Origin of the sequence: Mycolicibacterium fluoranthenivorans (assembly GCF_011758805.1) — a bacterium.
GTDB lineage: Bacteria > Actinomycetota > Actinomycetes > Mycobacteriales > Mycobacteriaceae > Mycobacterium > Mycobacterium fluoranthenivorans.
The window spans coordinates 2,669,806-2,683,206 of the sequence record NZ_JAANOW010000001.1 but is presented as its reverse complement, the minus strand read 5'-3'; the positions used below and the strand labels follow the sequence as shown (position 1 = coordinate 2,683,206).

The following is a 13,401-nucleotide window of genomic DNA, read 5'->3' as shown; positions in this document are numbered from 1 at the left end:
GGCGACAAAATGCGAGACACTAGGTGAAGAGGAGGTGACGCACATGGACGATCAGACAGGTCATCCGGACCCGCGCTACCAGCCCGAACAGACCGGCATGTACGAGCTGGAGTTTCCGGCGCCCCAGCTGTCCTCGTCGGATGGGCGGGGACCGGTGCTCATCCACGCGCTCGAGGGGTTCTCGGACGCGGGGCACGCGGTCAAGCTGGCCGCGCAGCACTTGAAGGACACCCTGGACACCGAGTTGGTCGCGTCGTTCGCGGTCGACGAACTGCTGGACTACCGCTCCCGGCGCCCGTTGATGACCTTCAAGACCGACCATTTCACCAGCTACGAGCAGCCGGAACTGAACCTGTACGCGCTACGAGACACCGCGGGCACACCGTTCCTGCTGCTCGCCGGTCTTGAGCCGGATCTGCGCTGGGAGCGGTTCATCACCGCGGTGCGCCTGCTGGCGGAGCGACTCGGGGTCCGTCAGGTCATCGGACTGGGCACCATCCCGATGGCTGTGCCACACACCCGGCCCGTGACGCTCACCGCGCACTCGACCAACAAGGACCTCATCAAGGAGTACACGCCGTGGGTCGGCGAGGTGCAGGTTCCGGCCAGCGTGTCGAATCTGCTGGAGTTCCGGATGGGCCAACACGGTCACGACGCGATGGGTTTCACCGTGCATGTCCCGCACTACCTCGCGCAGACACCCTTCCCCCCGGCAGCCGAGACGTTGCTGGCAGAGGTGGCCCGGGCCGCAACACTGCAGATCCCGCTGACCGCGCTGGGTGAGGCCGCCGCCGAGGTGCACACCAAGATCAACGAGCAGGTGGGGGCGAGCGCCGAAGTCGCTCAGGTGGTGACGGCACTCGAGCGACAGTACGATGCATTCGTCGCCGCACAGGAGAACCGCTCGTTGCTGGCCCATGACGAGAACCTGCCCAGCGGCGAGGAACTGGGCGCAGAATTCGAGCGGTTCCTGGCACAGCAAGCTGACGACAACGACGAGGACGACAGCTAGCCGATACAGCTTCGATGACGAGGCTTGGGAGGATGTGGCGGAGATGACCGAACGGAAACCCAAGCTGCACTCGGTGCGGGAAAGTACGCCGTCCCTGCAGTTCCGCACCATCCACGGGTACCGGCGTGCCTTCCGCATCTGCGGGTCGGGGCCGGCGATCCTGTTGATCCACGGGATCGGTGACAACTCCACGACGTGGCACACCGTGCAGACCGCGTTGGCGCAGCGGTTCACCGTCATCGCCCCCGACCTCCTCGGTCACGGCCAGTCCGACAAGCCGCGCGCCGATTACTCGGTGGCCGCATACGCCAACGGCATGCGCGATCTGTTATCTGTGCTGGACATCGACCATGTGACGGTTGTCGGCCATTCGCTCGGCGGTGGGGTGGCCATGCAGTTCGCCTACCAATTCCCCCAGCTGGTCGACCGGCTGGTGCTGGTCGGTTCCGGCGGCGTCACCAAGGATGTCAACGTCGCCCTGCGGATCGCCTCGATGCCGATGGGCAGCGAGGCGCTGGCGCTGCTGCGACTGCCGTTGGTGCTGCCCGCCCTTCAGATGGCCGGGCGGGTCGGCGGCGCACTGTTCGGTTCGACGGGGGTCGGGCGTGATCTGCCCGACATGCTGCGGGTGCTCAACGATCTGCCCGAGCCGACGGCGTCCTCGGCGTTCGCGCGCACCCTGCGGGCGGTCGTCGACTGGCGCGGCCAGGTGGTCACCATGCTGGACCGATGTTATTTGACGGAATCGGTTCCCGTTCAGCTCGTTTGGGGCAAGAAGGATTCCGTCATCCCGGTCAGTCACGCCCACCTTGCACACTCCGCGATGCCCGGATCGAAGTTGGAGATCTTCGACGGTTCCGGGCATTTCCCGTTCCACGACGATCCCGACCGCTTCGTCGAGATCGTCGAGCGCTTCATCGACTCCACCCAGCCGGCCCCCTACGACCAGGAACTCCTCCGGGACCTGTTGCGGGCCGGCATCAGCGAAAAGGCGATCACCGGGCCACTCGACACCCGAGTCGCCGTGCTCGATGCGATCGGCGGGGACGAGCGAAGCGCCACCTGACTACCATCGACGTCATGGCGGTCGAGGTCAGCGTGCTGCGAGTGTTCACCAGTCCCGAAGGCGAGTTCGGCAATCCGCTCGGCGTGGTGGACGCCGCCGCCGTCGATCCGGCCGACCGGCAACGGTTGGCTACCGAATTGGGTTACAGCGAAACCATTTTCATCGACATTCCGGAACCGGGTGCGACGACTGCACGCGCCCATATCTTCACTCCCGCCACCGAGTTGCCGTTCGCCGGGCATCCCACCGTGGGTGCGGCCTGGTGGTTGCGTGACCGCGGCACCCCGGTGCGGACCCTGTCGGTACCCGCCGGCCTGGTACAGGTCGAATACACCGAGGACGGTCTCACCGCCGTCAGCGCCCGTGCCGAGTGGGCACCGGAATTCGCGATCTACGAGCTGGATTCGGTGGCCGAGGTGCGCGATGCCGACCCGTCGGACTACCCCGGCGACACCGGGCACTACGTGTGGGCCTGGACCAGCGCCGCAGACGGGGCGCTGCGGTCGAGGGTGTTCGCCCCACACGTGGGAATCGTCGAGGACGAGGCGACCGGCGCTGCCGCGGTGCGGATGACCGACTATCTCAGCCGGGATCTGCACATCACCCAGGGCAAGGGCTCGGAGATACACACCTGGTGGGATCCGCAGGGCTGGGTCAAGATCGCCGGGCGCGTGACCCGCGACAGCGACACCGTGGTCGAATGAGCGGGCTCAGCCGGTGCTCGTCACACGGCGATGGGCGCGCAACGCCTCGATCTCGCGCTCGAAATCGGCGGCCGAGCTAAACGACCGGTACACGGACGCGAATCTGAGGTAGGCGACCTCGTCGAGGTCGCGAAGCGGCCCGAGGATGGCGAGCCCGACCTCGTGGCTGGGAATCTCCGGCGAGCCCGCGGCCCGCACCGCATCCTCGACCTGCTGGGCCAACAGGTTGAGCGCATCGTCGTCCACCTGACGTCCCTGGCAGGCGCGACGGACACCCTTGATGACCTTCTCACGACTGAACGGTTCGGTGACGCCGCTGCGCTTCACCACGGCGAGCACCGCGGTTTCCACGGTGGTGAACCGGCGCCCGCACTCGGGGCAGGAGCGGCGGCGCCTGATGGCCTGCCCCTCATCGGTCTCGCGCGAGTCGACGACCCGTGAATCAGGGTGACGGCAGAACGGACAGTGCATCACCGCTCCTTCGCCGCACCGAATGTCGACCACTTCGAACGACTCCGAGCCTACCTGCACCACCCGCAGGCGTCGCCCGTCTGTCCTGATTGGGCGCTGGACGGGCGGCCGGCCGGGCACCGCCGACATTGGGCGGCAGCGCGTTTGGCCACTCACGAGTCAGCCGATCGGCGCGATGAGGGTCCGCCCGGCGGGCACCGCAGCGGAGTCGAGCTTGTTGAGTTCCTTGATCCGGTCGACCACCGAGTCGACGGGTGCGTCGGGAGCGACCCGCTGCGCCACATGTTGCAGCGTCTCCCCCGCTTCGACCTGCACCACCGACAGCCGGGTGGGTACCTGCACCGCAGCCTGGCCGACGTCACCGCCCACCTGGGCGACCAGACCCAGCCACACCGTGATCGCGGCGGCGATCAGCGCCAGCACCACGGTGGTGACCGGGGTGATCGGGCGGCGGCGGTGCGAGGCCCGTGACATCAGGACGCCGGTGCCGCGGTGCCCGAGCGGGGCACCCGAGGGCCGGCGCACCTGCGGGCGACGGCGCCGCACGACCACATCCCGCGGCAACGGCCACACCTCGGCCGCGGCGCGCCGCCGGACCTCGACCTGGCCGCGGCCCACGGGGCGCGCGTCGAAGTGAGATTCGAACTCGCGATCGAACTCGCGGTCGAACTGGGTGTCGAATCGAGTCTCCAGAATGGTCATTTCTCCGCCTTTCGCCGAGTGGGCCTGCCGATCGTTCGCTTGTGTGTTCGAAGATAGTCGATCATGTGTTCGATGGATAGAACATGTGATCGAACTGTTGCAAACGATAAAGGCACCCACCGACAAGTGGCGGCGCACGCCGACACGCCTCGAACACATGTTTGATTAATGGTCCCGGGGCGACTAGATTCGGCGCCATGAGCGAGCACACCGACACCCCTGAGGCGCGTTCAGGACTCACCGAGCGGCAGCGCACCATTCTGGAGGTCATCCGCGCGTCGGTGACCAGCCGTGGCTACCCGCCGAGCATTCGGGAGATCGGTGACGCGGTCGGCCTGACGTCGACCTCGTCTGTCGCACACCAACTCCGGACACTGGAGAAGAAGGGCTATCTCCGTCGCGATCCCAACCGTCCTCGCGCGGTGGACGTCCGGGGTTCCGACGATACGGTGACGCCGATCGTCGCCACCGACGTCGCCGGATCCGACGCGCTTCCCGAGCCGACCTTCGTGCCGGTGCTGGGCCGGATCGCCGCCGGTGGCCCGATCCTGGCCGAGGAGGCCGTGGAGGACGTGTTCCCGTTGCCCCGCGAACTCGTCGGCGAAGGGTCGCTGTTCCTGTTGAAGGTGGTCGGCGAATCCATGATCGACGCAGCGATCTGCGACGGCGACTGGGTGGTCATCCGTCAGCAGAACGTCGCCGAGAACGGCGATATCGTCGCGGCGATGATCGACGGCGAAGCCACGGTCAAGACGTTCAAGCGCACCCGGGGTCAGGTGTGGCTGATGCCGCACAACCCGGTGTTCGATCCGATCCCCGGCAACGACGCAGTGGTGCTGGGCAAGGTCGTCACCGTCATCCGCAAGATCTGACGGAGATCAGTTGGCGCGAACGAATCCGTTCGTCACCGCGAATTCCTCATTGACGAACCAGATCTCAGCCGGTGTCTGGTCATAGCCGGGCATACCGGGCGTCCAATACTCGCCCGTGCCGGTGTGCGCCTTGATCAGATAGCCCTCGGGTGCGCGGTACGGGTCGCTACCCGCCAGGCGCATCGAGGTATTTGCGGGATCCGGCTCCTCGATATGGATCGCCGCATGGCGTCCGCTGGGGAAGTCGGGTTCGTAGGTCGAGCGCGGAATCGGCGGTAGGCCCGCCACCAGGGGTACGGCGGCAGTCTCCGGTTCGGGCTCGTCGTCGTGGTCCACCTCGTCGCGATCGCTGAGGTCGTCGTCATCCTCGGGGACATCAGACTGGATGCGGGTGGGGGCCGTGTCGACAGAGTCGGCATCGGAGTCGAATTCCAGCGATTCGTGGGCATCGGGTTGGGCCGGTTCGCCGGCTTCGTCGTGCTCTTCGGCGCCGAGCCCCGCCAGCGCCCAGGGACTCTGCGGCGAGTAACCGCCGGGCTCCTGGCCGAATGCGGCGGGCCCACTCTCGTACTCGTCGGGCTCGTGTGACTCGGCGCGGCCGTCGAAACCCGAATCGTGCGGGCCTCGGTAGCCGGCCGCGTACTCGTCCTCACCGTAGCGATCGCCGTCGTAGCCATCGCCCTCGTGGTGCTCGCCGTCGTAGTGCTCACCGAAATGGTCATCCCGCGACCGCCGGTTGCGCAGCACCGCCGTGATGATGAGGCCGACCAGTGCGAGCAGCGGGATCAGGCCCAGCAGCCACCACCAACTCCACGCGTACCACTTCTTGCCGGCGGTACTGCTGGGCTCTGCGGCGGGGGCTTTGGGCGCATCGGCACCGGGCACCTCGAGGCCGGCCAGTTGCGACTGCAGATTCGCGGGCTCCGTCGTGAACTTATGGGTCGACTGGTCCCACGAGATGCTGCCGCCGTTGAACTGCTGGGTGATGACATCACCGTTCTGGGTCTGATCGCTCTTGGGCGCACCCAGATCCCCGGTGGCACCGCCGAGTTTGTCCCACGCCGCGTTCATGGCACCACGGACGATCACGGCGCCGAAGTCGGGAGTCCAGAAGATGACGGGCTTGTCCGCGGCGGCGAACGGCACGAACCGGCTGGCCGGGGCCAGCCCGCCGTCGGATTCGCTGGCGGTCGGGAAGCCGAGATCGCCGGTGGGTCCGCCGACGCTCTCGTACTTGGCCAGCACCTGACCGGTGACGACATCGGCGCCGGTGGCCGGGCTGTAGAAGATCTTGCCGCCGGCGTAGTTCTGGCCGACACCGTCGGAACCGATGGCGTACTGACCGCCGTCCGGGGCGCCGAGCGGACCCAGCGCTCCACCGGCAGCGCGGCGGGCCGCCGCGATCTCCGAAGTGGCGTCGGACGGGACCTCCAGGCCGGCGAGTTGATCGGCGAGTTCGGGCGGCGTCGTGGTGAAGGCCTTGGTCTTCCGGTTCCACGACACCTCACCGCCGGTGAACTGCTGGGAGATCACCTCCCCGCGCGAGATCTCATCCCCGGTGGGCACTCCGAGCACCGCGGCGGATCCGCCGAGTTTGTCCCACGCGGCGTTGATCGCCCCGCGCACCACCCTGGCTCCGTTGTCCGGTGTCCAGAAGATGACGGGGTTGTCCGCCGCACTGAAGGTGGTGTTGCGACTGCCGGGCGCGCGGCCCGGTCCCTCATCGATCGTCGGAAAACCCAGGTCGCTGTCCGCGGGACCGCCCAGAGACTGGTATTTGTCCAGGATCGCGCCGGCCATGATGTGCGCACCGGTCTGCGGAGTGAAGAAGATCTTGCCTCCGGCGAAGTTCTGCCCGAAGCCCGCACCGACGGCGTAGACGTCGCCGTCCTTGCCACCCAGGGGTCCGGTGTCGCCACCGGCATCGTCCCACGCGGCGCTGATCGCTGCGTCGGCGTCGCTCTCGGGCGTGGCCGACGCCGGTGCCGCGAGCACCATTGCCAGCACGCCGGCCACCACCATCATCGGCGCCGCCAGCCCTAGCAACGCGCGCCCGGCGGCGGTACGCAGCCGGGTTCGCTGCCTGGTCATCGGTCCTCCCCAACGTGTGCAAAGCATGAGAAAAGTATCGCTTTCGTCAACTTTGCGTCAGCGGGGCGTCATCTCGTGGGATATCGCGACCTGTAGCGAATGCGTGTCGGGCCCGCGGCGCGTCGGCATCGAACCTCAGACGCCCAGGCCGCGGCCGATGATCTCCTTCATGATCTCGGTGGTACCGCCGTAGATGGTCTGGATCCTGGAATCCAGGAAGGCCTTGGCAATGGGGTACTCACGCATATAGCCGTAGCCGCCGTGCAGCTGCAGGCAGCGATCGACCAGCCGGACCTGAGCCTCGGTGGAGTACCACTTGGCCATCGCCGCCTGGTCGACGGTCAGCTTGCGGTCCAGGTGCAGGCGGATGAACTCGTCGACCATGATCCGCACCGCGGTGGCCTCGGTGGCCAGTTCGGCGAGCACGAATCGGTTGTTCTGAAAGCTGCCGATCGGCTTGCCGAACGCCTTGCGCTCCTTGGTGTACTGCAGCGTCGCCTCCAGGGTCGCCTCCATCGCGGCGGCCGCCATGACGGCGATGCTGATCCGCTCCTGCGGCAGGTTCTGCATCAGATAGATGAAGCCGAGCCCTTCCTGACCGAGCAGGTTCTCCACGGGCACCTTCACATCGGTGAACGACAGCTCCGCGGTGTCCTGCGCGTCGAGCCCGATCTTGTCGAGATGGCGGCCGCGTTCGAAACCCGCCATCCCCCGTTCGACGACCAGCAGGCTGAAACCCTGAGCCCCCTTGTCCGGGTCCGTGCAGGCCACCACGATGACCAGGTCGGCGTGGATACCGTTGGTGATGAACGTCTTCGCACCGTTGAGCACGTAATGGTCGCCGTGCTTGACCGCCCGGGTCTTGATGCCCTGCAGGTCGCTTCCGGTGCCCGGTTCGGTCATTGCGATCGCCGCGATCAATTCGCCGCTGCAGAATCCGGGCAGCCAGCGCTTCTTCTGTTCCTCATCGGCGAGCTCCAGGAAATAGGGCGCGATGACGTCGTTCTGCAGGGTGAAACCCAGACCGCTGTGCCGGCCCGCGCTGGTCTCCTCGGTGACGACGACGTTGTAGCGGAAGTCCGGGTTGCCCCCGCCGCCGTACTCCTCGGGTACGGCCATACCGAGAAAGCCCTGCTTACCGGCCTCGCGCCAGACCTCGCGGTCGACGATCTTGGCCTTCTCCCATTCTTCTTGGAACGGTGCGGCGTGCCGGTCGAGGAATGCGCGGTAGGACTCGCGGAACAGGTCGTGCTCCGGTTCGAACAGGGTGCGCTCGAACTTGACGACGCCCATGGTGTGACCTCCGGTACTGGATTTCGGGTGTGTGGCGCCCAACATACCAACCAGATGGTTGGTCGGACGGTGGGCCCACCACCCTAGGATTGGTGCGTGTCACGCGCCAGCCACTCGCATTGGGGTGCCTTCACCGCCGAACTGCACGCCGGTGACATCTCGGCCGTGACGCCGATGGCCACCGACACCGATCCCTCGCCACTGTTGGCGAACCTCCCCGGTTCGCTGCGGCACCGGGCTCGGGTGGCGGGGCCGGCCGTGCGTCGCGGCTGGCTGGACGACGGGCCCGGGCCCAGCGGCGCCCGCGGTGCCGACGAATTCGTCGCGGTCACGTGGGACGAACTCACCGAACTCCTTGCCGACGAACTGCGCCGCGTCATCGACATCCACGGCAACGAGGCCATCTACGGCGGGTCCTACGGCTGGGCCAGCGCCGGGCGCTTCCATCACGCCCAGAGCCAGGTGCACCGGTTCCTCAAACTGCTCGGCGGCTACACCTCGTCGCGCCACTCGTACAGCCTGGGCGCCACCGGGGTCATCATGCCGCGGGTGGTCGGCACCCACGACGACCTGTTCAAACGCTCCACCGGATGGGATGTCATCGTCGAGCACACCGAGCTGCTGGTCTGCTTCGGCGGTGTCGCACTCAAGAACACCGGCATCAATCACGGTGGCACCACGGCACATCCGGCCCGTGCGGCACTGCGCCGGTTCCGCGACCGCGGCGGGCACATCGTGTCCTTCTCCCCACTGCGCGACGATGTCGAGGGCGACTACGAATGGCACGCACCGGTACCCGGTACCGATGTGGCGATCATGCTGGCGCTGGCCCATGTGCTGGCCACCGAGAACCTCGCGGACCGGGAGTTCCTGGACACCTACTGCACCGGGTACGACCGGTTCGAGCGCTACCTGCTCGGCAGCGACGACGGCGTCCCGAAGTCACCTGCCTGGGCGTCGGCCCTCAGCGGACTGCCCGCCGAGACCATCACCGCGCTGGCCCGCCGGATGGCCGCCGCCCGCACCCTGGTCACCGTCAGCTGGTCGCTCCAGCGCATCCGGCACGGCGAGCAGGCCCCGTGGATGGGCCTGACGCTGGCCGCGATGCTCGGCCAGATCGGCTTGCCCGGTGGCGGATTCGGGCACGGCTACGGCTCGATGAACGAACCGGGCCTCGCCCCGTTGCGCTACCGGCTGCCCGTGCTGCCCCAGGGCCCCAATCCGGTGTCGACGTTCATCCCGGTCGCCGCGATCAGCGATATGCTGCTGCACCCCGGGCAGGAGTACGACTACAACGGGCAGCGGCTGACCTACCCCGATATCCGGCTGGTGTACTGGGCCGGCGGGAACCCGTTCCATCACCACCAGAACATCCCGCGGCTGCGGCGCGCCCTGGCCCGGCCGGACACCGTCGTCGTGCACGACCCGTACTGGACGGCGATGGCCAAACACGCCGATATCGTCGTGCCCTCGACCACCGCCTATGAGCGCGAAGACTATTCGGGGTCGCGTAACGACCCGCTGCTGGTCGCGATGCGCGCGCTGACCGAGCCCTACGCCGCGTCCCGGGACGACTACGACACCTTCGCCGCCCTGGCCGAGCGTCTCGGGGTGGGCGACCAGTTCACCCAGGGCCGCACCGCGCGGCAGTGGCTGCAGCACATGTACGAGAAATGGGCGGCCGGCCTCGATTTCGCGGCACCGACCTTCGACCAGTTCTGGGCCGACGGTCAGCTGCGCCTGCCCACCGAACCCGGGCTGACCCTGCTGTCGGACTTCCGCGCCGATCCGCACACCCACCGGTTGAACACCCCGAGTGGGCGCATCGAGATCTTCTCGGCCGATATCGATGGTTTCGGTTACGCCGACTGCGTGGGCCATCCGGCCTGGTTCGAACCCACCGAATGGCTCGGCGGCGCTCGGGCCGCCAGCTTCCCGCTGCACCTGCTGGCCAACCAGCCCGCATCCCGCCTGCACAGCCAGCTCGACACCGGCGCACTCAGCCAGGGATCGAAAGTGTCTGGGCGCGAACCCATCCGGATGCACCCCGAGGATGCCGCCGAACGCGGAGTGACCGACGGCGACGTGGTGCGGGTGTACAACGACCGGGGCGCATGTCTGGCCGGAGTGGTCACCGACGCCGGTGTGCGCCCCCGGGCGGTCCAGCTGTCGACGGGTGCCTGGTTCGACCCGCTGGACCCGGCGGACCCGGATGCGCTGTGTGTGCACGGCAACCCGAACGTGCTCACCGACGATGTCGGGACATCCGCCTTGGCGCGGGGCTGCACCGGCGCGCACGTGCTGGTGCAGGTGGAGAAGTTCGCCGGGCCCCTACCACCGGTGCGGGCTCATCAGCCTCCGGTGGTCGCCGAGCGCTGATCGGCGGGCAGCCGGGGGGCCACCAGGTCGATGAACGCGTCGGCCACCCGGTAAGCGTCCCCGATCGGGTAGCCGTTGTGGATCGTTCCGGACAGCATGGTGCTGACGATGCCCCACAACATGATTGCGGTATCGAACGACTCCTGGTGTCCCAGCGAAGCGAAGTCCGCCGCCAGAGTGCGCTGAGCGGTTTCGGCGAACTGCTGCATCAACGGCTGGGCGTTGGCATCGGTGGTGTTCTGCAACAGCATGCACACCTTGAAGAAGGCGGGCCAGCGCTCGAAGCTGGTGATGATATTGCGCACCTTCTGCCGCACCCGGCGCTCGGCCGGGCGATCGTCCCGGGCGGTGTCGTCGAACACCGGCTGCGCCCACTCCATCAGCACGGCGGCGTAGACGTGCTCCTTGGAACTGAAGTAGCGGTAGAGCGTGCCCAGCGCGACATCGGCCGCGACGGCGACGTCCCGCATCTGGATCTGCTCATAGTCGTGCACCTTGAGCGCCGCCAGCGCCGCCGCCACGATCTGCGACCGGCGCGCCTGTTTGTAGCCCGGCAAGTCCGTGCTCGCGGTCATCGGACCTCAATTCTTCGGCAGTCCCAGGATCATCGTCGCGATGATATTCAGCTGGATCTCGACGGTGCCACCGCCGATCACCTCGGCGGGCATCATCAGACTCTGCGCCACGGCCGAGTGCTCGCCACCGCCCACCATCGCCGCACGCCCGCTGAAAGCCAGCGCATCGGCGGTGACCCGCCGCACGATCTGCGCGGTCGCCACCTTGCCGACGCTGGAGGCCGGCCCGGGCCCGTGGCCCGCCAGCCGATTGAGGGTGTCCCGAACGGCCAGCGCGCCAATGGCATTCGACCCGGCCCTGACCTCACCGAGAGCCTGCCGGACCGCGCCCGCGTCTGCGCCGGACCGGCTTGCCAGCGTGCGCAGTTCGCTCTCCTTGTCCAGTTTGATGTAGGCGCCGATGGCGACCCGCTCGTTGGCCATAGTCGCCAGCGCATGCGACCAGCCGGCGGTCGGCTCCCCCACCAGCATGGCGTCGGGCACGAAGACGTCGTCGAAGAACACCTCGTTGAAGTGTTCCTCACCGCTTGCCGTGCGCAACGGCCGCACCCGAATGCCCGGTGTCGTCATGTCCACCAGGAAGTACCCGATTCCCTTGTGCTTCTTGGCATCCGGATCGGTGCGGGCCAGCAGAGCGCCCCAGTCGGCACGCTGCGCCGACGAGGTCCAGACCTTCTGCCCGTTCACCAGCCAGCCGCCGTCCGTCTTGGTGGCCCGCGTCGACAACGACGCCAGATCGGACCCCGCGCCGGGCTCGGAGAACAGCTGGCACCAGCCGATCTCGCCGCGCAGTGTCGGATCGGCGAACTGCGACCGCTGCGCATCGGATCCGGCGGCCAGCACGGTCGGCAGGATCCACTGCGCGATGCCCAGTGACGGGCGGACCAGATTCGGCCGCTTCTCGAACTCCTCGTCGATGATCAACTGTTGGACGGGACTGGCATCCAGTCCCCACGGCGCGGGCAGGTACGGCGCGACCAGGCCCGTGTCCGCCAGGGCGGTCCGCTGCGGCCCGGTCCAGAACTCCGCGTATTCCGGGTTCTGCCGGCCCGGGGTGTCGTTGCTCAACTGCGCCGCACGGTCCAGGGCCGAGGCGACGATGGCCCGGAAATCCGGTTCCACGTCATCGATCTCGATGCTGAAATCGCGTCCCGGCCAGCTCGGATCGCCCAGGGCGTGCGCCCATTCGGAGCGCGATCCCACGGCGGCGGCCAGGCTGATCGCGCGTTTCCAGTACAGATGCAGATCGTGCTCCCAGGTGTAGCCGATGGCGCCGAACATGGTCAGCGCGTCGACCACCAGCTCGGGCAGCCGACAGACCGCCACGATGGCGGCGCCGGCGGCGGCGATATGGTGCTGGGGCACGGGCTGGTCCGCGGCGCGGACCGCGTCCCACGCCGACGCGGCGGCCAGCTCACTGTTGATGAACAGCATCGCGGCTTTGTGCTGGAGGGCCTGAAACGACCCGATGGGCCGGCCGAACTGTTCCCGGACCTTCAGGTAGGCCACCACGTTGTCCACACACCAGCGGGCGATACCGGCGGCTTCGGCCGCCAGCAGGCTCACGGCGATACATCGGGCACGCACCGCATCGATACCGGTGAGCAGATCGTCGACACCGACGCGCACACCGTCGATCTGCAGCACGCCCACATCACGGGTCAGGTCGGTGGGGGTCTGCGCCGCCACGTGCACCCCGGCCGTGGCGGTGTCGAGGACGAACCAGTGCAGCGCACCGGAATCGGTGCCCGCACTGACGATGACCCGTTCGGCCCCACACAGGCCGATCTCCGGGCCGACGGCACCTGACAACGACCAGCCGCCGTCGATGGCGGCCGCGCGCAGCTGCCCGGCCTGCGGCAGGATCAGCGTCGCCGGGTGACCGGCCACGATATCGCCGAGCAGCCGCTCGGTGCCGGTTCCCGGTTCCGCGGTCGCGGCCACCGCCCCGGCGATCACGGTCGGTAGCAGCGCTCCGGGCAGCAGGCCGTAGCCGGCGGCGTCGATGACGCAGGCGGCCTCGGCCAGGCCGCCACCCTGTCCCCCGATGTGTTCGGGCAGGTGTACCGCGTGCAGGCCCTGATCCACCAGTGCAGCCCAGAACCCCGGCCGCCCCCCGGCCGCGAGCTCGTCGAACTGCGACCGGGTCAGCTCCAGACCGCCGTGCCTGGCCGCGAAACCTGCCATCGCGTCGGTGATCTGCACCTGTTCGTCGGTCAGCGCCAATGCCACGGTG

At 67.9% G+C, this 13,401-nt stretch carries 11 protein-coding genes; 5 read left to right on the top strand and 6 right to left on the bottom strand.

Features of this window, described 5'->3' with window-relative positions; genetic code table 11:
• Positions 1 to 43: 43 nt before the first annotated feature.
• The 3 genes from FHU31_RS12955 to FHU31_RS12945 are packed head-to-tail and all read left to right on the top strand — an operon-like array spanning position 44 to position 2,782.
• On the top strand, positions 44 to 1,012 hold the full coding sequence (locus FHU31_RS12955; protein ID WP_167158827.1) for a proteasome assembly chaperone family protein: 969 nt from the start codon (positions 44 to 46) through the stop codon (positions 1,010 to 1,012).
• A 43-nt stretch (positions 1,013 to 1,055) separates the two neighbouring features.
• Positions 1,056 to 2,078, top strand: coding sequence for an alpha/beta fold hydrolase (locus FHU31_RS12950; protein ID WP_090357232.1), 1,023 nt, complete (start codon positions 1,056 to 1,058; stop codon positions 2,076 to 2,078).
• Between the two features lie 14 nt (positions 2,079 to 2,092).
• A complete protein-coding gene (locus tag FHU31_RS12945) occupies positions 2,093 to 2,782 on the top strand; it encodes a PhzF family protein (protein ID WP_167158825.1) in 690 nt (229 codons plus the stop codon).
• Positions 2,783 to 2,788: 6 nt separating this feature from the next.
• Here FHU31_RS12945 and nrdR read toward each other — a convergent pair whose 3' ends face one another.
• On the bottom strand, positions 2,789 to 3,253 hold the full coding sequence (gene nrdR, locus FHU31_RS12940) for a transcriptional regulator NrdR (protein WP_090357234.1): 465 nt from the start codon (positions 3,251 to 3,253) through the stop codon (positions 2,789 to 2,791).
• A gap of 159 nt (positions 3,254 to 3,412) precedes the next feature.
• Positions 3,413 to 3,955 (bottom strand): LysM peptidoglycan-binding domain-containing protein, encoded by a 543-nt coding sequence (locus FHU31_RS12935; RefSeq protein ID WP_234901190.1) that lies wholly within the window; start codon positions 3,953 to 3,955, stop codon positions 3,413 to 3,415.
• A 197-nt stretch (positions 3,956 to 4,152) separates the two neighbouring features.
• Between FHU31_RS12935 and lexA the strand changes: the two genes are divergently transcribed.
• Entirely contained in the window at positions 4,153 to 4,827 is a 675-nt protein-coding gene (gene lexA / locus FHU31_RS12930) for a transcriptional repressor LexA (protein ID WP_090356515.1), read from the top strand.
• 6 nt (positions 4,828 to 4,833) lie between these two features.
• Here the strand turns inward: lexA and FHU31_RS12925 are convergent, their stop codons facing one another.
• Together FHU31_RS12925 and FHU31_RS12920 are read right to left on the bottom strand one after the other, a co-directional pair.
• Positions 4,834 to 6,918: a sunset domain-containing protein gene (locus FHU31_RS12925; protein WP_167158821.1), complete on the bottom strand. Its 2,085-nt coding sequence runs from the start codon at positions 6,916 to 6,918 to the stop codon at positions 4,834 to 4,836.
• A 135-nt stretch (positions 6,919 to 7,053) separates the two neighbouring features.
• Positions 7,054 to 8,211 carry an acyl-CoA dehydrogenase family protein gene (locus tag FHU31_RS12920; protein WP_167158819.1) on the bottom strand — a complete coding sequence of 386 codons (1,158 nt, stop codon included), beginning with the start codon at positions 8,209 to 8,211 and terminating at the stop codon, positions 7,054 to 7,056.
• Positions 8,212 to 8,307: 96 nt separating this feature from the next.
• Between FHU31_RS12920 and FHU31_RS12915 the strand changes: the two genes are divergently transcribed.
• Positions 8,308 to 10,590: a molybdopterin guanine dinucleotide-containing S/N-oxide reductase gene (locus FHU31_RS12915; RefSeq protein WP_167158817.1), complete on the top strand. Its 2,283-nt coding sequence runs from the start codon at positions 8,308 to 8,310 to the stop codon at positions 10,588 to 10,590.
• Here the strand turns inward: FHU31_RS12915 and FHU31_RS12910 are convergent.
• Together FHU31_RS12910 and FHU31_RS12905 are read right to left on the bottom strand one after the other, a co-directional pair.
• A complete protein-coding gene (locus FHU31_RS12910; protein WP_167158815.1) occupies positions 10,563 to 11,165 on the bottom strand; it encodes a TetR/AcrR family transcriptional regulator in 603 nt (200 codons plus the stop codon). The genes FHU31_RS12915 and FHU31_RS12910 overlap by 28 nt on opposite strands.
• Positions 11,166 to 11,171: 6 nt before the next feature.
• Complete coding sequence (locus FHU31_RS12905) at positions 11,172 to 13,397, bottom strand: acyl-CoA dehydrogenase family protein (protein ID WP_167158813.1); 2,226 nt, start codon at positions 13,395 to 13,397, stop codon at positions 11,172 to 11,174.
• Positions 13,398 to 13,401: the final 4 nt, after the last annotated feature.